The organism is Roseibium sp. ROS1, assembly GCF_054658215.1.
This window is the reverse complement of record NZ_BAAGIG010000006.1, coordinates 77951-100060: the sequence shown is the minus strand read 5'-3', so window position 1 is coordinate 100060 and position 22110 is coordinate 77951. Positions and strand designations below refer to the sequence as shown.

Here is a 22110-nt window from a genome sequence, read left to right as displayed (position 1 = left end):
GGGGCGAACATGAGGTAGTTGCCCGGCGATTGCGGCTTGTCAGAAACATGGAACTGGAAGGCGTAGTTCTGGCCCGTGGGGGTCTTGAACAGACGCACCGGGCGGTCGCCGAACGGGCTGGACCACAGACCGATCGGCGAGAACTGGAACGGCCACAGGGCCGCGACATTGCCCTCAGTGATCTTGAGTGGCCGCAGCAGCTTGTCCCGGCCGGGCATGCGGTTGAACCATGCGGTTGCCGCGCCGACTGTCTCGCAGCAATAACGGATCCGTGCATTATCGAGGAGGGACGTAACCTGATCGATGAGGGAGGTCAGCTCGGCCTCATTGCGAGCCCGCACGGTGATCTGGAATTGCGTTTCCTGAAGCTGCTGAGAGTTGTTCAAGAGGTCTTCGTTGACCGCTTCCAGCTCGGCCAGGACAGCCCCGGTCCCGAAATAGTTGTGCTTCTGCTCGGTGATTTGACGCGTGAAGAGGGCGATTTGCTTGGTGCTGTCGAGCGGCTTGACGATCTGGCAGACTTCCAGCTCACCGCTGAGTGCCAGCAGACGGGACACCAGCATTCCGGACACCGTTTCCGGCCAGCCGCGAACGGCAATCACGCGGTTGAGCGTCTGGTGCGGCGTAAACGTATCAATCGCGCCGTCTGTCGATACGTGAATGTCAGAGGCGGGCAGGTTGGCGCTGATCCCGGCGCTAAGACGCGCAATCTCGGGTTTCAGCTCACCGCAGACCAGATAATTCAGAACACGTGTCAGCTCGCACGGTTGATTGTGCTCCTTGGCGGCAGGAACCGGCCGGATGTTATAATCCGTGAACCCGCTCAACAGGCCACGAGACGTCTTTTCCAGTTCCGCGGAGGTTTTCGTTGTGAGAACCAGATACCAGACAAGCGAATAGGCGTTCTGGTAAAGCCGCTGTTCGGCTTCGCCGACTTGCTTCAAGGTCACGGACGGCCAGTCAGCCTGGAAGCTCACATCGCGGCGGCGCTTGATGCCAAACACACGCAGCGATGAACCGGCGCTCAAGAACTGATGGAACGTGCTGGCGCGGCCCCTTGCAAGCGCTTCCTGCTCGCTGATGTTGCGTGTCTCATAGGAGAGGCCGGACAGGGAAAAGACGCGGACGAAAGAACCGTCTTTGAGAGAGACGGTCTGATTGTCGGCAAGCAACTGGTCAAATTCCAGTTCGTTCGCAAGCCAGTCCTGCTCGACTTCGCCAAGCAGGTACTTGCGGCCTCTGGAACTCACCAGAGCGGCAGCGCCAACGGCGGCGGCGCCTGTCAAAAAGGTGCCAAGCAGCATTATTGTGCAGCCTTCTTTTTGGAGGTTTTGAGCGGAAAACCGGCGATCAGGCGGCGGACCTTCTTCGCCTGGAAGAACGTGGCCGGATGCAGCAGCAGAGATTCACAGTGCGGCTCTCGCCGGCGAAGCAGAATGATCCACGCGATGGCTGGCGGTGTCGTCAGGACGACAAGCGCAAAGCCCGCCGCATTCCCGGCCAGGAACCCGCCAGTGGTTGCGAGTAGAAGTTCGCCGATCATCACCAGGGCAGCATGGAGCGGGGGCATGCCGAGGATCTTCATCGGCTCCTGAATGTGGAGTGCGATAGGGCTTTGCGCTTTCATGGCTGCCCCTCCTCAAGCTGCCGAGAGAAGGGCGCGAAGCGCGGTCGGGCCGAAGATCACGAGCGCTCCGGCTCCGACGAGCTGAGCAAGCCGCATGATGTCGATGCGGCCGGTGACCATGGCCCAGATGCCATAGATGATGACGCCCACACCGATGACGGGCGCGGCAACACTGACCAACCCGCTTTCCAGGGATTGCAGCATGCTGGTCGCAGGAGCGGACCAGTCCTGTGCCAACGCACGCGCTGGAAACAGCATCGAGGCGGATGCAATCGCTTTGATTGCAACTTTCTCGAAATCTACCTTTACGGGAGATTGCGGGCAGAGTCCGAGTCTCTTCAGGATGTTCATTTTCAAAAACCCCTTATTTCAGGATGAGATAGAAGGTGGCGACGGCCAGCCAGTTGAAGGTGGCCAGCGATGCGCAGGCCATGAAGTTCCAGCGGATCGCGCGGCGTATCTTGTCGCTCTCCACGGCGTGTTGTGCGACGGCGGAAATCACCGTCTGGATGCTCTCGTTGCCGAGAGAACCGGCAAGTTTCTGGATGGTCGAGGCAACGTCATCGACCTTGTGGTCGATAGCTTCATTTACCCCGGACACGTCGTTCTTGAATTGGAGCGAAACGCGATTGCGCTCATCTTCCATGAGGGCCTTGAGACGTTCGCCGAAGGCGTTCAGGATCGCGACCACGGCAAGCACCGGATCGTCCTTCTGGAAGGAAATCCCGGTTTCCCGATGGGCTGCCTCAATGGCCTCATCGAGCGTCATCTGTTTCCACTGTTCGACGGAAACAGCGTCAACCTTCTGAGCCGCTGCGGCGCTCATTCGGCGGCCTCCTGCGGTGCTGTTTCAAGGAAGCTCGCGCTGTCCAGGCGCTCAATCGCCTTGGTCCAGTAGATTTTGAGCCGCTGGCGGGACATCACGTTGAAATCGCTCGACTGCATCGCTTCTTCGAAGGTCAGCTTCGCGCCCATCATGGCCCGGATATCTTCGCCGAAAGTCCCCGGCTGGACCTTGGGGTGGCACATCACAGCCGCAATTCGGTCGGCGTTTTCCTGGTAGAGCTTGCTGTCTTCGAAGGTTCGGCCAGCGCTGGCAACCGGTCCAAAAAACTCGTTAAGCCAGACGACTACCGGCACGCCCGGGAAATGATCGAGAATGGCAAGCAGGCTATTGAATGTGTCATCCAGGGCCGCACCGCCGCAGATCGGGCAATGAATGAAGACACGAACATCAAACCCTTGCAGCAACTCAAACGCATTGTTCTCAGCAAGGTACGAACAGGTGGCAATGAAAGAAGAGGTGCCGGTGTCAATGACAGTGTGCGTGTCGCCCTCGCTTTCGAAAATCCGCGTCATCAGATGATCGAAAAGGCGCGGGTTGATGTCGTCGCCGTCCATAATCGGGATCGGCACTGCTTTCAGCCCCTTGATGGCAGAAAGCGTGGGCGTGGTCGGGTCGAGGTCGATGGCCTGGACGTTATGATCTGCGTAACGCAGATATTGCACCAGCATTGAAGACGTGAGGCTTTTGCCTGCGCCGCCCTTGCCCTGCATGACGATATGAACAGTCTTCACCACTGGTCCCTCACTGCATCAGAGCCGGTCGGAACGGTAAACTTGCTGATTTCCGGGAGCGGCTTACGGGCCTTGGCCTGTGGCTGCGGCTGTGCCTGCGCGGGCGGCGCCGTCTCGTCCTGCTTGCGAGCGGATCGCATGGCCGCGTATTCCTGGGGAAAGGCTTCGCGATAGACATTGCAGAAAGTGGAATAGCCGATGGTGACTACACCTTCGCCCTTGAGACGCTTCCACAACTGCAAAAGGTTCGGGCATTCCTTCGCGGTTGCGGCGATTGTTTCTTTCTTGGACCTGAACTCAAGGCGCGATTGTCCCCTCGGCGCCCGTCGTGATTTCTCAGACGACATGCGATTACTACGCCCCGCGAAGCAGAGCGCCCTTCTGATATTGACTATTGAATGTGGATAAGATGCTGTATTGGTCGCACTGATAACCGCGATTCACGTACGGCTACGCCGCGTAGACGGCGCAAGAAATGCGACCAATACTAACAGTACGGTGAGTGTTGGTACCCCCTATGCGAGCATCAAAGTTACGGTTTGGTGTTCGCTAGGCTCGGGCGATCTTTATTGGCGTTTAGATCGTCCGAGCCGCTAACAGGTCCATTTCTACAGCCTATGATTGGGCTTGTATATCCTTTTAAATACTGCTCACCGCGATTTTTCCACACTTCGTATTTTTGCGGTCAACAGAACCTTAATACCGCTGCGTATCAGCGGAAACGTTGAGCACTTGTGCGAATAAGCCAGAGATTCGAATGAGTTCCGAAGGATCGACATGCAAGAAGCTCCTTAGGAAGTGGTACCACTTCCTCTATCTTGCCGTCCCACCCTTCGGTTCGTTAAACCGTATAAACACGTAATAAAAGGCGCTATTGGTCTTTGCTGTATTTAGTTGGAATTTGAAAGTCCGTACGAGAAAATAATAGATTTTAAGAGAAACCATCCCTCAAGGTGACAAAAAAACACCTTTCAATGTGTGAAACCGGAAAATGAAGGATCATTACTCATCTGATTTTATTATATTTTTCGGCCTTATCAGCCGTTAAAGGGCTATAAACGGGGATAACAGTAGAAAGTGCGCATAAATACTAGAAATGCGAACGCCCAAGACACCCGACGTTAGGATATTGACAAACGCACGAATCTTGAATCCTGAAGTTGGCGCGAGTTCAGCAAGGCTCGACGCGCCGCAATTCGAAAAACCAGAAATGAACCCTTGGTTGAATCGACGGCGGGGAAAGGGAGGGTTTCGGAGCGCCACTTTTAGTCCGGCCGACAACGAAGGTCAGCGATCACTGCCAGGTGTCCGGTGATTGTTCATCGTGTCACGGTCGAGCGACAAACTTTCGAGCTGTTTGCTGTGGCAACGGGAGCATCGGAAATAGGCCGCTGCCAGGCTGACCGGCAGATCCGTGACCAGCTTGGATGGAAAACACGCCGGCGGAAATTGTATCGAGCGCCCGCAAGAACGGCACTGCACAATGAGCCACCGTCCGCTTTGTTTTATGTCTGCGATGGTTTCCATGTCGATAGGGGCCATTGTGTGGTCGGGGCAAATTGTTCTTGTTTTGTTCTATGTCTAAAAGCCGTTTCTGAAAACCATCCATCAACGCCAGCGCTATTATTTAGCTGCTCCGGCGTGCACGGACCTTTGAAACGCCACAACTTCAGGCGACTTGGTTCCGAGTTGAGCAGCCGGTCGGTCAGGCACGCGCAGTCAGGCATTCGACAAACTGAGACCACATCCCAAATAGCCGGCACTCATTCGAAATGCCGCAAATTCAACGGATGGGCGGGGAGCAGTCGTTCGCTGCGGTCGGAACGAATGACCGGAAGGGGGGCCGGGAACGGACTGTCGGCTTTTAGTATTGAAATTTGCATTGCTGCCGTTTTGTTTGAGAAAAGATGCCCATGTAGGTTGGCTTAGGTCACATTAGTTCGTGTGGCGTCTTCCGGAGAGCTTGCACTCGGGCAACGACAATCAGGTACTCAGTGTCGGAGCCGGTTGGCGTCTTCCGCTCGACACTAATCCGTTCCGAGATGTGCTGCTGGTGCCCCTTCCTGTCAGTGCGATCGAGAACAAGGAGAAACCCAAAGCGAACGCCAGTCGTCAGATAGGCCCCTGTGCATTATTGGGACATAGATTCACGGTAGGAACCTGCTGGACGGTACCAACGCGGTCGGGCAACAAGCGACGCCATCCGGGACGTCCCTGAGGCAGGTCATTGCTTCTGAAACCAGACGCTGCAGGTGGCCGACGTCACCGCGACCTATCATACCGGCACGTCGCGACCGGAGCAGAATTTCGCGCATGCGGCGACAACTGCGGAAGCATCTTCACCAGCGCCCATCACGAAGGCTGAAGCACGATTTCGCTGCCACGGACGTCCTAGATGAAAAAGGCCCGGTACGGGAGAAAGGCTGCCTTCTTGCAGAATGCTTCCGTTGGAACGGGTACTGCCTGGAATCTGGAGCCATGCGCTATCGTCTCGATATCCGATGCACCAGATGACGGAATCGATCACCCGTTTCGATCCATCGGCAAAGAATGCGAGGCGGTCTTGTGAAGAGACTAAGCGTTTCGCGACGGCTACGCCCCTTCGTTCCAAGTCGTCAAGGCTCCGATCCCTGTCAGGAAAGGGGTCCGCGCGCCGCATCACGCGTCCTATCGTCGATTCGGGCCTTGCTCTCATCAAGCCCAATGTGTGCAGCCACCACCATGTACTCTGGCCCAGAATGCGCTCGGGAAACAGACGGCGGCTGCGTCCAGCCGCAAGCACCACTTCATGGGTCAAAGCCAGCTCGGCTGCGATGTCGCGTCCGCTTGCTCCATCTCCGACAATAAGGACCATGCCAATCGGGAGATCACTGGGATTGTGATAACTTTCCGGTGTTAGTTGCTTGACTGCGCTGTCGAAGCCGGCAGCAATCGTTGGGATTATCGGTTTCTGAAACGCACCCGTCGCGACGATCACTGCCTTCGCTACTATGTACCTGCCATCGTCGAGTTGCGCGGCGAACCGCTCATCGGCCCGGCGTTCGAGCCGAGCCACACCATTTCCGGAATGCACCGGTAGGTCGAAATGGCTGGCGTAGGTTTCGAGATAATTCGCAAACTCGTCTCGCGTTGGATAGCCTTCTGGGTCCCCATCGAGCGCAAGACCAGGCAGCGAACTAAATGCGCGCGGAGTGAACAGGGTCAGGGAATCGTAGCGATGGCGCCAACTGTCGCCGACGCGGGCATGGCGATCGACGATTTGGAATGAAAGCTCTGGTCGGGCAAGATAATAGCCGGCTGCGAGTCCCGCTTGACCCGCGCCGATCACTAGAACGTCTATTTCCTCCGAACCATGGCTCACGGATAGCTGGCGAGGGCTTCTGTTCATGCAGCCTTTGCTTTGCCTTTTACCAGAATGCTCTCCATCAGCAAAAGCCCTACCCCACAGACAATCGCCACGTCGGCAAGATTGAAGGCGGGCCAATGATAGCTGCCGATGTAAAAATCCAGGAAATCCGTCACGGCACCCTGCCGGAGCCGGTCGAGCAGATTGCCGAGCGCCCCCCCAACCACGAGCCCGAGGGCGGATGCCGTCAGGCGGCTGTCGCTTCGATGGATCCAGATAAGGAGGCCGGCGACTATAGCGAGCGGGAACGCCATCAGGAGCCAAACCGGCGCCTGGCCGAACAATCCGAAGCTCACGCCGGTGTTAAAGCCGAGCACGAGATTAAAGAAGCCGGTGACGGGAATGACCTGAGGTGGATTCATAACATGGTCCATGACCCACCACTTCGTCGCCTGATCAATGAAAAACCCGCCAAGGGCGAGTGGAAGGCCGAGCCTGAGCATGTCCGAATGTCCTTTAAACTCCGGCTTAGCCGATCCGACCGAGGGCCGGGAACGTCTGGAGCAGCCATATTGCAAAGCTAGAGAGATGGCCGGTGATCATGGCGATGCCCATCACCACCATCACCCCACCAGCGACGATTTTGAGCACCCGGCCGGTGCGGCGCATCGACATCATCCGCGCCATGAACCCGCGCATGAATAAAGCCGCCAAGATGAAAGGGAGGCCAAGGCCCAGGGAATAGACGGCGAGCAGCGTCGTTCCGCTTGCAACCGTGGCGTTGGCAGCGGAGAGGGTCAGAATCGCACCTAGCACTGGTCCGATGCAGGGAGTCCAGCCGAACGCAAAAGCGAGACCCAGGAGATAAGCGGCCCCAGCGCTTCCGCTGCCCGGATTGGCATGGAACCGGGCTTCACGATTGAGCCAGGGCATTGGTACGAGGCCGGTCGTGAATAGGCCGAAGACGATAACGATCCCTCCGCCAATCAGGTTCGCTTCGAAAAGATACATGCGCAAGAGCCGGCTCAACACGGTGGCGCTGGCCCCAAGGATGACAAACACGGTCGTGAAGCCGAGCACGAAGCAGAGGCTGAGGCCGAGAGTTCGGCCCGCTGCCCTGAATTCTGTATCGGCCGCAATTCCGTCCGGGCTAATCGTGCGGCCTGCAACGTAGGAAATATAGCCCGGCACCAGCGGCAGAACGCAGGGCGACAGGAAGGATATAACGCCAGCGGCGAAAGCCGTCGCCATTCCGATACTGGAGAACTCCATCAGCCAATCTCGCCCACTAGACGGCGGAGCTTCTGCAAGCGAATCTCACGCGGCTCGTGCATGTCGAGCGTGCCGACGAATTGGCTCTCGGCATCCATCATGTAGACGCCTGCGGTGTGATCCATCGTGTATTCGCCCCCCTCCAGAGGCACTTTTCGCGCGTAGGCCGCAAAGGCCTTCACCACGGCGTCCGTTTCCTGTCGATTTCCCCGCAATGCGAGGATGCGATCATCAAAGGCTGTCATGTATTGAGCCAGCAGCTCTTGGCTGTCTCGTTCGGGATCGACGGTGAAGAACAGTACGTTGAACTGGTCGGCCACCGGCCCGAGCTCGTTCATGAGATCGCTGAGTTCGTAGAGCGTCGTCGGACACACATCGGGACAATGGGTGAAGCCGAAGAAGGCGAGATAAGGCTTTCCAGCAAGCGCGGCATTGTCGATCGTCCCGCCTTGATGCGATGTGAGCTGGAACGGGCCGCCGATAGCTGCGATGCCTGTCGAAGACGCGACCGCCGCATTTTGCTGCTGCCAAGGCTTGGACACTGACAAGCCGATGAAAAGCCCACCGACAGCGGCGACGGCAACCCATGCAACAAGACGGAAAAGTTTGACGCCGCTCATTGGACAGCCTCTCCGTGCCCGTCATGTTCGTTCGCAAATTCCGGACGAGCACCCATGTTCTGCACAGCGAACTCAACGTCGATGGTACCGGCCTGCTCGAACACCAGTGTTGCGGCAAACCGCTCCCCTTCCTTCAAAGGACGCGATGGCTTCAAAAACATGATGTGTATACCGCCAGGTTGAAGTTCGACCGTCTTGCCAGCCCCGATTTCGATGCCATTTTGCACCGGCCTCATGCTGGCAACCCCGTCGATCACGGTCGACTCGTGGATTTCCGCCCGTTCTGACAGAGGTGATGAGATCGAAACCAGACGGTCGGCCATACCGCCATCGTTCGTTAGCGTCAGATAGCCGCCGGCTACCGGCGCGACCGGCGGAGTCGCGCGCGACCACGGATGATTGATGGTGATCGAACCGGCTTGGAAGTCGTGACCAACGGCAGGAGAGATCAATACCGCAAGGGTAAGGAAGGCGGCGGATAGGGCTCGTGAACTAATCATGTTGATTAACTTTCTCTCCAGCTTCCCCGGCCTTTTCAAGAATTTCCAAGCCGCTTCTGACAACGACAACAACCACGCCCAGGCCGATGATCAGATCCGGGTAGGGCGAATTGAAAAGGATTACGGCCAGACCCGAAAGCGCGATGGCTGAGTTCACGAGCATGTCGTTTGTCGTGAAAATCCATGAGGCTTGCAGATGCACGCCGCCTTCCCGATGAGAATTCAGGAACCACATGCAGATCATATTCGTAAGCGCGCTCGCGATTGCCACGGCAATCATGACCGGCCCTATCGGATCGGAGCCAGTGAAGAAGCGACGACCGACTTCAAATAGAAGAAGACCAGCGAAAACCATCAGAAGGATACCCGACAGCCGGGCAACTCGAACCTTCGCCGCCAAACCGCGACCTACGACGAAAAGGCTAATAGCGTAGACACCGGCATCGCCAAGATTATCGAGTGCAGAGCCCATCAATCCTGTTGACTGAGCCCACCACCCTAATCCCCCCACAATGGCTGCCTGGGCCGTATTGATCGCAAGCACCCATGCGAGCGCCCATTGTTCGCTCTTCTCGGATGAAGTGGCACTGCCCTTGGACTGATTACTCATAAATTACACCTCGGCTTTCTTGGCGAGAAGTGGAAGCCGCGACCTGCCTTCGCGCACTGCTTGGGCTCATTTGTCGCGGGTGCCGCGCCAGGTCAGCAGGCGCAGCGCATTGGCTGTAACGAGGACCGTAGCGCCCGTATCGGCGAGAATCGCCATCCAGAGCGTGGTAATGCCGAATAGAGTCGTCACGAGGAAGACGGCCTTCAGACCAAGCGCTATGGCGATATTTTGCCAAATATTGCCGAGTGTCGCCTGTGACAACCCGATGAGATCGGCAACACCCGTCACCCGGTTTCTGAGCAGCGCGGCATCTGCGGTCTCCAGAGCAACGTCGGTGCCTGCACCCATGGCAACGCCAACGGAAGCGGCTGCGAGCGCCGGCGCGTCATTGATACCGTCTCCCACCATGGCGATCGGGCCATTAGCTTTGAGGCGACCGATCTCGGCGAGCTTGGCGTCGGGCAACAATTCGGCGCTTGCCTCAAGGCCAAGATGGGCCGCAATGGCGTCGGCCGTGCGCTTGTTGTCGCCGGTCAGCATCAGTGGCCGCACACCTCGATCTGTCAGCCGCTTCACACCTTCGATAGCGTCGTCGCGCGGTTCGTCGCGCAACGCGATCAATCCCTCGATGGTCTTGCCCTTTATAAGCACGACGACCGTCTTGCCCTGGCTCTCCAGTGTGGTGATCGTCTCGGCAATGTTCTCTTCGAGGGCAGCCTGTTCGGCGGCATGACGGGGAGACCCGACCGAAGCGAAGCCGTCCTTCAACCGCGCTGTGACCGCTTTGCCGGGTGTGGCAACGCCGCCCCCGAAGGTGACGGGCAGTTCGAGCCCCCGCACTTTTGCCGCCTCCACGATTGCAACCCCGAGAGGATGGCTGGTGCTGCGCTCGACGGCCGCTGCAATGGCAAGGACGGCGTTCTCGTCCCCATTGATCGGCACAATGTCCGTCACCTGGGGATGGCCACGCGTCAGCGTTCCTGTCTTGTCGAAGGCAACAGTTACGACCTTACCGAGTATTTCCAGTGCCGCGCCCCCCTTAATCAGCAATCCCTGACGCGCGCCGGCGGCAAGACCCGAGGCAATAGCCGCCGGCGTGGAAATCACGAGCGCGCAGGGGCAAGCAATCAGCAACGTCGCAAGACCCCGATATACCCATGTCATCCAGTCACCGCCGAAGGCGAGCGGCGGCACCACGACGATCAGAGCCGCGACGACCATAGCGCCAGGCGTATACCAGCGGCTGAAACGGTCGATCATACGCGCCGTCGGGGCCTTTGATTCCTGAGCTTCCTCGACCATGTGGATGATGCGGGCAATGGTATTGTCGGCCGCGACATGACTGATCGACACTCGCAACTCGCCATTTGCATTGATGCTGCCGGCATAGACGTTTGCGCCGGCTTCTTTAAGCACGGGCATGGATTCGCCTGTCACGGGCGCCTCATCGACCTCAGATGCACCATCAATCACCGTGCCGTCAGACGGCACACGGTCCCCAGGCCGAACAACGACGACATCACCAATAGCCAACTCTTCGGCAGCGACCTGCTCAATGACACCATCACGCTCGCGGAACGCGACCCGGGGCACGAGATCGATCAGCGCTTCAATGCCTGCCCGCGCACGGCCTGCCGCCACGGTTTCAAGCAGCTCGCCCACTGCGAACAGGAAGATCACGACAGCAGCTTCTTCGGCCTCGCCGATGGCGACCGCGCCGAGTGCCGCGACCGTCATCAACGTCTCGATGGTGAAGGGTGAGCCGGACATCGCACCGGCGACCGCCCGCCGCGCGAACGGGATAACGCTGATCAGGGCCGCACCTGAATAGAGCCATTGCTCCCAATCCGGCAGGATACGCGCAATGGCGAAGGCAAGCATGAACAGTGCGCCGGTCAGCAGTACAAGCCGACCCTTGCTGCCTTTCCACCACGCCTCTGTGATGCGCTTCCGAGGCGGCCCCCCCTTCGTCTCAGCCTGCTCGATCACTGGCGTGTACCCGAGCGCTCGGATCTTTTGCTCAATAGTGCCGAGGGCCGTCCGGTCTTCATCGAGTTGCAATGCTAGCGTCTCGTTGGCGTAGCTGACATTGATGTCGCTAACGCCCGGCAGGCGTTGCATCGCCGTCTCGATTTTCAATGCGCACGAGGCGCAGTCCATGCCTTCTATACGCAGTCTGTAAGGGCTCGCTGCCGCCATGGTGTCACCTCGATGGTTTAATGTGACACCGCAGATAGACCCTGTAGCAACTATAGGGTCAAGAGTGGACTTCGTTTATTTGATTTCGCGCTGCGATCCACGTGCAAATTCGCGGTACAACTTCATTAAGGAGCCTTGACCCTGTAGTGGGTACAGGGTGCAGAAATAGTTGAATGCAAAGGTAAATGGAGCGAAGCGAAACGATGGCGAAAGGGAGTGCTATGACCACCGGGGCGGGCACGACTGCAAATACCTGGGCGTTCGTCTTCTCGGCATGGCTCATTGCGCTTGCCGCCTCGCTCAGCGCTCTCTTCATTGGTGAGGTCATGGGACAGACGCCGTGCAATCTGTGCTGGCATCAGCGCGCTTTCATGTTTCCGCTGGCGGTCATTCTGGCTGTCGCTAGCTTTCGAGGTGATGCCAGCGTTTCCCGGTACGGACTTCCACTGGCTGCCCTAGGTGCCGCCATCGCTGCATTCCACTCCCTCCTTTATGCGAGGATCCTTCCAGCAGCCATCGAGCCTTGTACACAAGACGGCCCGTCATGTTCTGGCGTCGAGATGACGGTCCTTGGCATTTTGCCGCTCCCTTACCTATCGCTCGCCGCCTTTGGGAGCATCGCTCTTCTTCTCGTTCTCGCGCACCGGAGACGTTCAACATGACCAGACGGTCCATCGTACTTCTCACTGGCCTTGTCGCACTGATTGTCTTTGCAGGCGGTGCCTTTATCTACGACCGGTACGGCGGCCTCTCGGCACAGCCCGTTGCACCGGCGCAAGGTGATGCGTTGGTCAGGGCGCATTCACCCGTAATCGGCCCAGCGGATGCGCCGGTGACGATCGTGGAATTCTTTGATCCGTCCTGCGAGGCGTGCCGAGCTTTCTATCCAGCCGTTAAGCAGATCATGGCGAATTTCCCTGCCGAGACGCGCCTGGTCATCCGATACGCGCCCTTCCATGACGGATCTGACGAAGCCGTCAGGATTCTGGAAACAGCCCGTCTTCAGGACAGATACGAACCGATACTGGAAGCCCTGCTGGCGCGACAGCCGGAATGGGCCGTGCATGGTGCACCCGATCTCGAGAAAGCCTGGGAAATCGTGGCGGCGGCTGGGTTGGATGTTGAGCAGGCACGGCGTGAGATGTCCTCGGCCGAGATTGACGCCGTTCTTGAGCAGGATATGGCCGATGTTCAGAGCAATAATGTGCGCCAGACACCGACCTTTTTCGTGAATGGCAGGCCGCTGGAATCCTTCGGACCGCAGCAACTCCACGACCTGGTGCGTGAAGAGGTGGAGAGCGCCAGAGCGGCGCACTAGGCGAGCCATCGAGATCGACAAACGTCCAAATAGAACCTACATGACCCTGTATACGCTATAGGGTCATAAAATGAACTCTTCAATTCTGACGATCGGTCATCTTGCAAGGCAAACCGGTACCAAGGTCGAAACGATCCGCTTTTACGAGAAGAACGGTCTACTGCCCGAGCCCTCGCGTACCGAAGGCAATTATCGGGCGTACGAGCCAGACCATCTGAACCGGCTGAGCTTTATCCGCCGGGCACGTGACCTGGGCTTCTCGCTCGACCAGATCAGAGCGCTTCTCACGCTATCCGACAATCGCGGACAATCCTGCGCAGCAGTTGATGCCATCGCTAGCGAACATCGTGCAAAGGTCGAAAAGAAGATCACTGATCTCATGGCGCTCAAGGCCGAACTCGACAGAATGATCGACCAGTGCGAGTGCGGCATCGTCGACGATTGCCGGATCATTGAAACCCTGTCGCCGAAATGATCGGAGGTCCATGCAGCTTTGCCGACGATCCATGTCTTGATCGACTGCAATTGGTAGGTCGTTCGACATCTTCCGCTTGGAAGGGTTGGCTGCTGAAAGCGGCCTTTCCGCTTTCCACCCCATGGAGGTCATCGGATCCAAGTCATGCCAAGGCCTCATGGGCTTCCCGCTGACGATATTCGGCAACGATTCTTGAGACGGTTGGCTCGCTCACGTCATAGAGCCGCGCCATCTCGGCGCCGGACTTGCGCCCCGCAACAACGGATTCGGCGATCTCACGCCGTTTCTTATCGTCAAGTTTGCGCCGCCGACCACCGAGCCGCCCTTCCAACCGCGCCTGCGCTAGCCCTGCGCTAGTCCGCTCGCGGATCATGGCGCGCTCGAACTCGGCGAATGAGCCGACCATCTGCATCATCATGCGGCCTGCCGGTGTCGTCGTGTCGATCGCTTCGGTCAGCGACCGGAAGCCGGCCCCCGCCGCTTCGATCTTTTCCATCAAGTGCAGCAGGTCTTTCAGGCTTCGCGAAAGCCGGTCGAGCTTCCAGACAACAACGACATCGCCATCCCGTAGCTGGCCGATCATCTCCTGGAGCCTCGGCCGGTCCCATCGCCCGCCGCTGGCGGATTCTTCGAAGACGCGTTTACAACCTGCTGCCGTCAGCGCGCGCAACTGTGCTGCGTTCGACTGGTCGTCCCCCTTCGACACGCGAGCATAGCCGATCAAATAAGGTGCGGTGCTCAATTCGATCCTTTCACAAACGGCCGTCTACGGAAGCAGGATGACCATGACCGCAAATCAAGGCTCAATGCCTTTCACAATCCTCTTGCAAAACTGTATCAAAAGGCAAGTGATTTTTGAAAGGGATAACCGATGCCAGCACGCATTTACATGACCGGCCCTCAGCGCGACGCTTTGTTGGCGCTGCCCGAAGACGAGACGACGGTCGTCCGCCATCACAGTCTGGACGTAAACGACCTAGCTGCCATCAACAGCGCCCGCACGCCTGAGACCCGGCTTGGCTATGCTTTGCAGCTTTGCTGTCTGCGTTATCCGGGGAGGCATCTCCGACGCGGCGAATTGCTGCCCGCTGTCATGCTCGACCATATCGCTGAGCAGATCGGGATCGATGCAGAAGTGATCGGCGGTTTCGCACGACGGACGCCCACACGCTACGATCAGCTTCTCGCGATCAAGGCGCGTTTCGGGTTCACCGACCTCACCAAGCCGATGCGCGCAACGCTTCGAGCGTGGCTGGAAGCCGAAGCTGTCGGCCTGACCAACGGACGCGTCTTGTTGGGCAACTTCCTCGACGAACTGCGCTTCCGTAAGATAGTCATTTCCGGAATCACCGTGGTCGAGCGCATGGCCGCCGAAGCGATGCACGCGGCCGAAAACCGGATCATCGCCGACATCGACAATCGTCTCGATCCGGCCACCCATAGCCGACTTGACGCGCTTATCGCCGAGAAAACGCACGATAGGCAAAGCCGATTTTCCTGGCTACGGGAACCCACCCCGCGCGTCGCCTCTGCCTCGCTCGTCGGTATTCTTGACAAGATCGCACTGGTTCGCGGCATCAGGACGCCCGCCATCGATAGACGATACGAACCCCGAATGGAGCAATTTGCGCGCGAAGGGGTCCGCTACACCGCGCAGGCATTCCAGCAGATGGGGTCGGCGCGGCGGCATGTTATTCTTGTGGCGACGCTGCGCGAGTTTGAGGCCACGCTGACTGACACAGCTATCGGTATGTTCGACTCGCTCATCGGGCGAGCGCATCTGCGTGCCCGCAAACGCCTTGAACAGACGGTTGCCGCTTCTGCCGACCAGGGCCGCGACCGATTAATCCGTGTCGCCGACGTGCTTGAGGCGGTCAGCAAAGCCGCACGCGCCGGCGGCGATATTGCAGCAGCGGTCGCAGCGGTCGCCTCGCTCGATACGATCGATGCCGACGCTGCTCTTCTCCGGCGAACCACGAGGCCGGGACGAGATAATGCCATCAGTGAAATCGGGCCAGAATATCGGACGTTCAAGCGGGCGGGGCCGCGCTTCCTGAAAGCGTTCACGTTCGAGGGTCGCAAGGGTACCGCGCCGCTCCGTGCAGCGATGGCGATCCTGGCCGAACTCGATGGCGACTGGCGCACGGCGCTCCCTGATGGCTTGCCGCTCGGGCATATCGAGCGGCGATGGCAGCGCTATGTCGTCACGGACGACAAGATCGACCGAACCCATTGGGAGCTGGCGACCTATTCCGCGTTGGCTGGAGCACTGGCGGCGGGCGACATCTGGGTGCCAACCTCCCGACTGCACCGCTCTCTGGAAACGCTGCTTTCACCGAGTACGGATCCGGTCCCGGCACAGGTCTCCGATATTCCTGATCCTCATGTGTGGCTCGATGCCCGCGCGGCCGAACTGGATACTGCGCTGCTCAAGGTATCAGGGGGGCTGACCAGCGGCGATCCCGCGCTGTTTTCCGGTGACCGACTGCGGTTTCCGAAAGAGCCGAAAACCGATCTTGCCGAACGCGACGATGGCAGACAGTTCGTCCGGACCTGCTACAATCTCGTGCCGACGACGCGCATCACCGATGTTTTGTCTCAGGTCGAACGTTGGACCGGTTTCACCAGCCATTTCGGTCATGTCTCGACCGGGTTGCCGCCCAGCGATGAACGATCCTTTCTCGCAGCTATGATTGCGGAAGCGACGAACCTCGGCCTGTCACGGATGGCTGAGGTCTGCGGCGTGGCATCGCGGCGCACGCTCCTGCGCATGCAGACGTGGCACATGCGTGAAGAGACGTTTCGCGCCGCGCTCGGCTGTCTGACCGACGCCATACAGGCCGAACCAATGGCGGCCTGGTTCGGTGAGGGCTGGCGCGCCTCTGCCGATGGGCAGGCTTATTATCTTGGTGGCGCCGGGGAGGCTGGCGGTCAGGTCAACGCGCATTACGGCCGCGACCCGATCGTCAAAATCTACACCACCATCACCGACCGCTACGCACCGCTCCATCAAACCGTGATCGCGGGCACTGCCGGCGAAGCGATCCATGCCCTCGACGGCATTCTCGGCCACGAAAGCAACGCCAACCTTTCCGCGCTGCACGTCGATGGCGGCGGCGTCTCCGATATCGTGTTTGCGGTCATGGACCTGCTCGGGCTTGATTTTGAGCCACGTATTCCGCGCCTCTCCGATCGCCGCCTCTATTCCTTCGAGCCGCCCAAGCGTTACGGACGCCTCGCGCCGCTGTTCGGGAACAGGCTCAACCGCGATCTGATCGTCAATCACTGGCCCGACATTCATCGCGTCATTAGGGCGATGCGCGACCGAACCATCACCCCATCGCTGATCCTGAAAAAGCTCTCAGCCTACCGGCAACAAAACAGCCTTGCCGCTGCCCTTCGCGAGGTCGGCCGTATCGAGCGCACACTCTTCACATTGCGATGGTTCAAGGATCCGGCGCTTCGCCAGCTTGTCACGAGTGAACTCAATAAGGGCGAAGCGCGAAACAGTCTGGCGCGCGCGGTTGCGTTCCACCGGCTCGGCCGCTTCCGGGATCGCGGTATCGAAAATCAGCAAATGCGAGCGGCAGCACTCAATCTCGTCACCGCCGCAATCATCCTGTTCAACTGCCGCTATCTCGACCGCGCCGTGAGTGAACTTGGAAGTCGCGGAGTGAAAATTGATCCCGCTCTACTCTCGCAGCTTTCACCTTTGGGCTGGGACCGGATCAACCTCACCGGCGATTATGTCTGGTCAGACGGCATTGAACTCGATGCCGACGGACTCATGCCCCTTCGAATCCCCGATAGCTACCGTGAATCTATGTCCCGATAATGCACAGAGGCCAGATAGCCAGTGGCCTGTCCTGCATAGCGATTTGCTAAGGCTTCATTGTGGGGAACATTGTCGTCTTTTTTGACCTCGACGATCGTCCTCACGCCTCGAAACTGCACGTCGATATCGGCGCGACCGCCACCGCGATCGCGGGCCTCGGCTTGGAAGGTCGACATTCCTGAAGTTTGGAGGAATTTCAGAAAATCTAATTGTAGGTCATGTTCTTTCGGGAGCTCGCCGCTTCGCTTGAACAAGTAGGAAGCTGCTGGATCAGAGCTAACCCCGATGTTTGATCGGGCATCCAAGAACTTCAGCAAGAGGCTGACCAGTGACTCGACAAGCATTCTCGCAGCAGGAAATCTGGAATAGTCAACCTGATCAGAGAACTGGTCGATGATATTTTGCCAGAGGTCGGCGACCAGATCGTTGGCGTCGGAACGTATGCGGAGTTCCGAAACACCCATCTGAGCCACCGCTTCGCTGAAGCCGGCATCCTTGAGTACCTCGACCAGCCGGCTAGTGGTCGTGGCTTCGAAAGGGTGACGATAGATCGTGCTTTCCATCGCCCGTTTTATGGTCTTTCGCAGTTCGACTACAGCTCCGGCTTTCCCATTATCCGCATTGACCTCCAACCATTCGTCCAGCGCTTGCAGGTAGTACCTCCGTTCTTGCAGCCCGCGGATGGTAGCCTCTTGTAACGAAGCGTCGAGACCAGGAGCGGACGGTACACCGAAAACTTCGCTGCTGGGGTAGAAAACCGACAGCAACTCGTCTTCGATCACGCGTGCAACGTCCAACCAGACTTCCTTAGTCAGGGAGTGCGCCAGCGCGGCCAATTTCGTCGCCATGGAAAGCCAATGGAACCTTTCCTTTGAAGACACCGCCAGCCAGGAATGTGATGTGTGACGGGTCAGCGCGAGCGCCGTATACTCGACGGCGGCGGTTTCCAGTTCGGGAAGGCGATCTTTGAGCTCGGCTCGGAGCCCATCATCTCGCACTGTCAATAGGAAGTCCGTGCACAATCCGTAAAGCTTGGCGTCCAGGCGACGCTCGCTCTTGCTGAGGGATCGCTCGAACCAATTCCGAGCAGAGGTAAGTGCAGACCAGAGCGTCTCTTCTGTAGGCGCTTTAAGCCCGTTTCTTAGCTCAGCCAACCCGATTTCCATCGATGCCTCGTCCGCCGAGCTATCCAGCATAGCCAGCTGCTCAAGAAGCAAGCGGAAATCCGGATCTGGATAGCGACGGAAAATAGCGCCAGCCACTTTGGCAACGTGCCGGAGAAATTGCGGATCATCATCCAGAGGCACATCGAGGATGCTGGCTTGTAGCCTCTTTATGAGTACCGGATTTCCCTGAGCGAGCAGCATCGCCCCCCTCAGGGCATGAGAGCGTCCCCACGGGTGATTGCGCGGGTCTTCGAAATGGGAACGCAGGCTATTCCAAGCGGATCTGGTAAATTCGATTGGAAGCTCAATTCTTTCCAAGACATCGACCATCGCCGCCAATCCCGGCGCGTCATCCGTCCAAGCCAACATTTCCACCAGCACGGACTGGACTGAAGCCTCCGATATCCAACCTGTCAGCCAGCAAAAACCATCGGCCCGCTCTGCACCTGACGGCAAGTCACGAACTGCATAAAGCAGTTGGTCTGCCGGAATGGAGCCTGGGTCAATGCATGCCCTACCTTCGGCTCGCAGCAATTTGATAAGGTATTCCATGTCCCACCGGCTAAAAAACGAAGTCGTCACCTTTAGCCTGTAGCCGATGCTCGATTGGCACAACGGCCTCAACGGCAGGACGGGCTGTCGTCCCTATGACTATCTGCACGTCACCCATTTCCGAGGCCGTCGAGGAAACGCTGTCCAGCATCGCTTCAAAGTCAGTGTTCACCACTTCCTCGGATGCTGGCGAGTCGATCATCATCAGACCGGGGTGGCGGCCATGGCCCCTGTTCCTTGCGACCTCCACCGCAGCCAGCGCCACCGCAATCTTGACGCGCAACCGCTCTCCCATTGTCAGGTTGCTGAACCATTCAGTTGCGCCACCCTGCTTTACCTTGAGGCGGCCGCCATTATCCAATTGCATATCGGTAACGTTGACCATGCCAAACTTGCGGGTGAGTTCCATCACCGACTGCGCGACCTGGTTCAGAACTTCGGATTGCTTCTCGGTCATCAATTCCTTCGTGACCTCTGTAGCTTTACGAAGCACGTTCAGCGCTTCTTCGGTATCACCGTCTGGGCCAGTCGATTTCGTTCTATCGCTCATCAGTTCACGAAGTTGGGCTGCCTGTGCTTCGAGTTGGACGACCTGCACCTCTTGGTCTGGCACCTTGACTGCAAGCTCCAGCTGTAGCGCGGAAACCCTGTCCCTCGCTTTCCGCAGATCGATTACAGCGTCTTTCGCCGATTTCTCCGTCGACTTTTGCTTGTCCCTAGCCACTTTCAGCGAGGTATCGAGTGCGTCAACCTCATCTTTTGCCAACTGAATACGATCATCCTCAAAATCGTCCGCGTGGTTAGGGATCTCGTTCTTGCAAAGGAGACACGCGCCGTCGTCTGTTGATGACTCGGCAGTAGCCACGACGTCCTTATACGAAGCCTCGCAGGCTGGGCAGCATGACGGACTGAGTTTTCGAAAGGAATAACCGGCTGACTGCTCGTCCTCCAATTGTTTGACCCTGCGCCGAGCAGCGTCAAAGCTTTCCGCAATCTTCCTCAAAGACGAGTCGGCCGCTTCGAAAGCCAGGCGTGTGGCTTCTTCTTCTTCACGTAACTTGACCATCCGTTCGTCTAGTTGGCTCAGTTCAGCCCGCTTGCCTGCACGGTCATCAACACTCGCGGTACTTGTCCTCGCCGATTCCAACTTGCTTTCCACCGCCTCCAAGCGTTTGGCCAACTCCTCGTTAAACGCAGACCGATCTGGACGGGAGGACCGGGATTCTTCGACTTCCTTTTGCGCCGTGAGGACTGCGCTGTAGGTTGAGACCCATGGCAATCCGATGAACAGTTGCAAAAGCCGCAAGGGGATCCCGTCGGTCATGACATCGCCGAACAGCGCCTTGGCGTCTGTGGAACTCGACAGAAATAATGCCGACGAGATCAGTGGCCAGCCGTGAGAATGGCCACCAGTGCGGGAGTTGTGTGCATAGATAAGCGGGAAATTCAGTTCGGCCATCATCAGTTGCTGTGTTTGCGACTTCAGCGCTTCGCCGCCGTCTCCTTCGTATAGTGCAACCCAGTCTTCGTCACCGCTCGAACGGCTGATGCGGGCAGTCGCCTCGAATGGATCCTCCACTCCGGCATCCTTCCGCAATTCCATGCGGTGGAGGACGCCATCGATCTCAAATCTAACGTCGACGATTTCTAGCCATTTCCAGACGTCAGCCTTGACCCGTCCAGGGAAATCGCCTCTTAAGGCAGCGTAGAGCAGGTTCAGAATTGAAGACTTGCCACGGAGATTACGGTCCGACATCACGGCAAATAAACCGCTATCGAGCTTGTCCCACGTCTTGTCGAACGGCCCGTTGCGGTCTGCTTCGGCGCGCATGCCCGCGACACGAATACTCTTGAACCGCAGAGACTTCGCTCGGGGTGGAGTCATCTGCGGTTGGATGTTGTACTTTTTAAGGATGGATTTGACGCGGCCCGCTTCAACTTTGGAACGTTCCGCGATTGCGCTCAGCCAATCACTCTCGGTGGATTGAATAGGGACGGACTTGCTCATCTCAACTTCTCCGAAACCTTATGCAGACGTTTCTCGACTTCTTCCCGGATGCTCGGGATAAGGTCGCCATGAAGTGTCTGCCCGTAGGTGGGATGCTCGTATTGCCAATCCTTGAGCTCTGAACCGCTCTTGCCGGAAGCTACCCGCATTACCAGCGCCATCCGGTCCCGATACCACGCCAAGTCTGGATAGTCGGTGACACATTTGTCTAGGAAAGTGATGGCCTTTCCGGAGATCAAGTACTCAAAGCGCCGTACCCTGCCATCCTCGCCCTTCAGCTGCATCGGTTGGACGAGGCCGTAGTAACTCAGCAACGCCAAGGCATCCTCAATGTTCTCGTAAGCGCCCCGCATCCACCGAACCATGCGGACGAGCCTGACTGATGGTTCATCTACATCGAAAATGCCTTCGACCTTCTCGAGCAACTCCTCGTCCGCTTCGGCTTCGACTACATCCAGTAGTGCGTCAGCCAGATAGTCGGGATAGCGGACGAGAAAATCCATAGCCATAAGCCTCTTCTCAGCCCTGAATATTTTCACGGTATCGCCGAGGGGTTTTTCGATTTCTTCGGCCCCAGCTACCAAAATAAAAAGCAATCGCAAGGCGTCGCGATATCGATACCCTGCGGGAGTTGGTTGGGAAGCCGCCCCCGCCAAAACAGCTTTCTCCGCATCATCCTCAAGTACGCTCATATCTGGCAGCTACGCCTCTCAAATGCTCTGACACAGACATATCAGTGGTAGCAATATCGCTAAACTTCACCAGTACCACAACCAAACTTATCCCGCAGTAAAACCGTCAAATCCGAAATAGAAATCGTAAGACGCTGGTGGACCGGGAGCCTGCGGCATGCCTCTCACCTAGTTGTTAGGGTAAGCACAGGTCGTGAACGCCTGAACAGCATGGCGTTGAGAGAGGATTTTCCGGCATCCATTTGGGCTGAGGTTTCGGCAAATACTGAGCTCTCGCTTTGTGTTTTCCTTTGACCATCATTGGCCACTAGG

21 protein-coding genes are annotated in these 22110 nt (G+C 57.8%); 4 read left to right on the top strand and 17 right to left on the bottom strand.

Annotated elements, in window-relative coordinates:
• From ACYQ6M_RS28470 to ACYQ6M_RS28410, 13 genes are all read right to left on the bottom strand, one after another.
• The coding region (locus tag ACYQ6M_RS28470) for a VirB4 family type IV secretion/conjugal transfer ATPase (protein ID WP_460077146.1) at window positions 1-1304 on the bottom strand (1304 nt) is incomplete at its 3' end.
• Window positions 1304-1627: a hypothetical protein gene (locus tag ACYQ6M_RS28465; protein ID WP_055661727.1), complete on the bottom strand. Its 324-nt coding sequence runs from the start codon at window positions 1625-1627 to the stop codon at window positions 1304-1306. The genes ACYQ6M_RS28465 and ACYQ6M_RS28470, both read right to left, overlap by 1 nt.
• 12 nt (window positions 1628-1639) lie before the next feature.
• Window positions 1640-1978, bottom strand: a complete 339-nt coding sequence (locus tag ACYQ6M_RS28460; RefSeq protein WP_460077144.1) for a TrbC/VirB2 family protein — start codon at window positions 1976-1978, stop codon at window positions 1640-1642.
• A 13-nt stretch (window positions 1979-1991) separates the two neighbouring features.
• Entirely contained in the window at window positions 1992-2453 is a 462-nt protein-coding gene (locus tag ACYQ6M_RS28455; RefSeq protein ID WP_460077143.1) for a hypothetical protein, read from the bottom strand.
• The gene (locus tag ACYQ6M_RS28450; RefSeq protein WP_460077141.1) at window positions 2450-3208 is read right to left on the bottom strand and encodes a nucleotide-binding protein; all 759 of its coding nucleotides are present in this window, start codon (window positions 3206-3208) and stop codon (window positions 2450-2452) included. The genes ACYQ6M_RS28455 and ACYQ6M_RS28450 overlap by 4 nt, the downstream gene beginning before the upstream one ends.
• Window positions 3202-3447, bottom strand: coding sequence for a hypothetical protein (locus ACYQ6M_RS28445; RefSeq protein ID WP_460077139.1), 246 nt, complete (start codon window positions 3445-3447; stop codon window positions 3202-3204). The genes ACYQ6M_RS28450 and ACYQ6M_RS28445 overlap by 7 nt, the downstream gene beginning before the upstream one ends.
• A gap of 2033 nt (window positions 3448-5480) precedes the next feature.
• Window positions 5481-6593, bottom strand: a complete 1113-nt coding sequence (locus ACYQ6M_RS28440) for a flavin-containing monooxygenase (RefSeq protein ID WP_075282879.1) — start codon at window positions 6591-6593, stop codon at window positions 5481-5483.
• A complete protein-coding gene (lspA, locus tag ACYQ6M_RS28435) occupies window positions 6590-7054 on the bottom strand; it encodes a signal peptidase II (RefSeq protein ID WP_009452631.1) in 465 nt (154 codons plus the stop codon). Before lspA ends, ACYQ6M_RS28440 begins: the two co-directional genes overlap by 4 nt.
• Before the next feature lie 25 nt (window positions 7055-7079).
• Complete coding sequence (locus ACYQ6M_RS28430) at window positions 7080-7823, bottom strand: cytochrome c biogenesis CcdA family protein (RefSeq protein ID WP_009452630.1); 744 nt, start codon at window positions 7821-7823, stop codon at window positions 7080-7082.
• Window positions 7823-8443, bottom strand: coding sequence for an SCO family protein (locus ACYQ6M_RS28425; protein WP_009452629.1), 621 nt, complete (start codon window positions 8441-8443; stop codon window positions 7823-7825). The genes ACYQ6M_RS28430 and ACYQ6M_RS28425 overlap by 1 nt, the downstream gene beginning before the upstream one ends.
• Entirely contained in the window at window positions 8440-8943 is a 504-nt protein-coding gene (locus ACYQ6M_RS28420) for a copper chaperone PCu(A)C (RefSeq protein ID WP_009452628.1), read from the bottom strand. Before ACYQ6M_RS28420 ends, ACYQ6M_RS28425 begins: the two co-directional genes overlap by 4 nt.
• Window positions 8936-9553: a cation transporter gene (locus ACYQ6M_RS28415; RefSeq protein WP_018065776.1), complete on the bottom strand. Its 618-nt coding sequence runs from the start codon at window positions 9551-9553 to the stop codon at window positions 8936-8938. Before ACYQ6M_RS28415 ends, ACYQ6M_RS28420 begins: the two co-directional genes overlap by 8 nt.
• Before the next feature lie 66 nt (window positions 9554-9619).
• Window positions 9620-11752 (bottom strand): heavy metal translocating P-type ATPase, encoded by a 2133-nt coding sequence (locus ACYQ6M_RS28410; RefSeq protein ID WP_040673348.1) that lies wholly within the window; start codon window positions 11750-11752, stop codon window positions 9620-9622.
• A gap of 185 nt (window positions 11753-11937) precedes the next feature.
• Between ACYQ6M_RS28410 and ACYQ6M_RS28405 the strand changes: the two genes are divergently transcribed.
• The 3 genes from ACYQ6M_RS28405 (at window position 11938) to ACYQ6M_RS28395 (ending at window position 13545) form a co-directional block, all read left to right on the top strand.
• Window positions 11938-12414, top strand: coding sequence for a disulfide bond formation protein B (locus ACYQ6M_RS28405; RefSeq protein WP_009452625.1), 477 nt, complete (start codon window positions 11938-11940; stop codon window positions 12412-12414).
• Window positions 12411-13070 carry a DsbA family protein gene (locus ACYQ6M_RS28400; RefSeq protein ID WP_028793180.1) on the top strand — a complete coding sequence of 220 codons (660 nt, stop codon included), beginning with the start codon at window positions 12411-12413 and terminating at the stop codon, window positions 13068-13070. The genes ACYQ6M_RS28405 and ACYQ6M_RS28400 overlap by 4 nt, the downstream gene beginning before the upstream one ends.
• Before the next feature lie 70 nt (window positions 13071-13140).
• Window positions 13141-13545, top strand: a complete 405-nt coding sequence (locus ACYQ6M_RS28395; protein ID WP_055661663.1) for a MerR family transcriptional regulator — start codon at window positions 13141-13143, stop codon at window positions 13543-13545.
• Window positions 13546-13687: 142 nt separating this feature from the next.
• Here the strand turns inward: ACYQ6M_RS28395 and ACYQ6M_RS28390 are convergent, their stop codons facing one another.
• Complete coding sequence (locus ACYQ6M_RS28390; protein WP_009452622.1) at window positions 13688-14287, bottom strand: recombinase family protein; 600 nt, start codon at window positions 14285-14287, stop codon at window positions 13688-13690.
• Window positions 14288-14416: 129 nt separating this feature from the next.
• Between ACYQ6M_RS28390 and ACYQ6M_RS28385 the strand changes: the two genes are divergently transcribed.
• Window positions 14417-17380, top strand: a complete 2964-nt coding sequence (locus ACYQ6M_RS28385) for a Tn3 family transposase (protein ID WP_208992308.1) — start codon at window positions 14417-14419, stop codon at window positions 17378-17380.
• Here the strand turns inward: ACYQ6M_RS28385 and ACYQ6M_RS28380 are convergent.
• The 3 genes from ACYQ6M_RS28380 to ACYQ6M_RS28370 are packed head-to-tail and all read right to left on the bottom strand — an operon-like array spanning window position 17356 to window position 21798.
• The gene (locus ACYQ6M_RS28380) at window positions 17356-19098 is read right to left on the bottom strand and encodes a hypothetical protein (protein ID WP_460077132.1); all 1743 of its coding nucleotides are present in this window, start codon (window positions 19096-19098) and stop codon (window positions 17356-17358) included. The genes ACYQ6M_RS28385 and ACYQ6M_RS28380 overlap by 25 nt on opposite strands.
• A gap of 10 nt (window positions 19099-19108) precedes the next feature.
• Entirely contained in the window at window positions 19109-21106 is a 1998-nt protein-coding gene (locus tag ACYQ6M_RS28375; protein WP_460077130.1) for an ATP-binding protein, read from the bottom strand.
• Window positions 21103-21798 carry a hypothetical protein gene (locus ACYQ6M_RS28370; RefSeq protein ID WP_460077129.1) on the bottom strand — a complete coding sequence of 232 codons (696 nt, stop codon included), beginning with the start codon at window positions 21796-21798 and terminating at the stop codon, window positions 21103-21105. The genes ACYQ6M_RS28375 and ACYQ6M_RS28370 overlap by 4 nt, the downstream gene beginning before the upstream one ends.
• Between the last annotated feature and the right edge of the window lie 312 nt (window positions 21799-22110).

What these genes read in the sequence shown, in the direction of transcription:
- ACYQ6M_RS28465 (WP_055661727.1), bottom strand. Translation starts at nt 1,627, where the DNA reads ATGAAAGCGCAAAGCCCTATCGCACTCCACATTCAGGAGCCGATGAAG.
- ACYQ6M_RS28460 (WP_460077144.1), bottom strand. Translation starts at nt 1,978, where the DNA reads ATGAACATCCTGAAGAGACTCGGACTCTGCCCGCAATCTCCCGTAAAG.
- ACYQ6M_RS28455 (WP_460077143.1), bottom strand. Translation starts at nt 2,453, where the DNA reads ATGAGCGCCGCAGCGGCTCAGAAGGTTGACGCTGTTTCCGTCGAACAG.
- ACYQ6M_RS28440 (WP_075282879.1), bottom strand. Translation starts at nt 6,593, where the DNA reads ATGAACAGAAGCCCTCGCCAGCTATCCGTGAGCCATGGTTCGGAGGAA.
- lspA (WP_009452631.1), bottom strand. Translation starts at nt 7,054, where the DNA reads ATGCTCAGGCTCGGCCTTCCACTCGCCCTTGGCGGGTTTTTCATTGAT.
- ACYQ6M_RS28430 (WP_009452630.1), bottom strand. Translation starts at nt 7,823, where the DNA reads ATGGAGTTCTCCAGTATCGGAATGGCGACGGCTTTCGCCGCTGGCGTT.
- ACYQ6M_RS28425 (WP_009452629.1), bottom strand. Translation starts at nt 8,443, where the DNA reads ATGAGCGGCGTCAAACTTTTCCGTCTTGTTGCATGGGTTGCCGTCGCC.
- ACYQ6M_RS28420 (WP_009452628.1), bottom strand. Translation starts at nt 8,943, where the DNA reads ATGATTAGTTCACGAGCCCTATCCGCCGCCTTCCTTACCCTTGCGGTA.
- ACYQ6M_RS28415 (WP_018065776.1), bottom strand. Translation starts at nt 9,553, where the DNA reads ATGAGTAATCAGTCCAAGGGCAGTGCCACTTCATCCGAGAAGAGCGAA.
- ACYQ6M_RS28410 (WP_040673348.1), bottom strand. Translation starts at nt 11,752, where the DNA reads ATGGCGGCAGCGAGCCCTTACAGACTGCGTATAGAAGGCATGGACTGC.
- ACYQ6M_RS28405 (WP_009452625.1), top strand. Translation starts at nt 11,938, where the DNA reads ATGGAGCGAAGCGAAACGATGGCGAAAGGGAGTGCTATGACCACCGGG.
- ACYQ6M_RS28400 (WP_028793180.1), top strand. Translation starts at nt 12,411, where the DNA reads ATGACCAGACGGTCCATCGTACTTCTCACTGGCCTTGTCGCACTGATT.
- ACYQ6M_RS28395 (WP_055661663.1), top strand. Translation starts at nt 13,141, where the DNA reads ATGAACTCTTCAATTCTGACGATCGGTCATCTTGCAAGGCAAACCGGT.
- ACYQ6M_RS28385 (WP_208992308.1), top strand. Translation starts at nt 14,417, where the DNA reads ATGCCAGCACGCATTTACATGACCGGCCCTCAGCGCGACGCTTTGTTG.
- ACYQ6M_RS28380 (WP_460077132.1), bottom strand. Translation starts at nt 19,098, where the DNA reads ATGGAATACCTTATCAAATTGCTGCGAGCCGAAGGTAGGGCATGCATT.
- ACYQ6M_RS28375 (WP_460077130.1), bottom strand. Translation starts at nt 21,106, where the DNA reads ATGAGCAAGTCCGTCCCTATTCAATCCACCGAGAGTGATTGGCTGAGC.
- ACYQ6M_RS28370 (WP_460077129.1), bottom strand. Translation starts at nt 21,798, where the DNA reads ATGAGCGTACTTGAGGATGATGCGGAGAAAGCTGTTTTGGCGGGGGCG.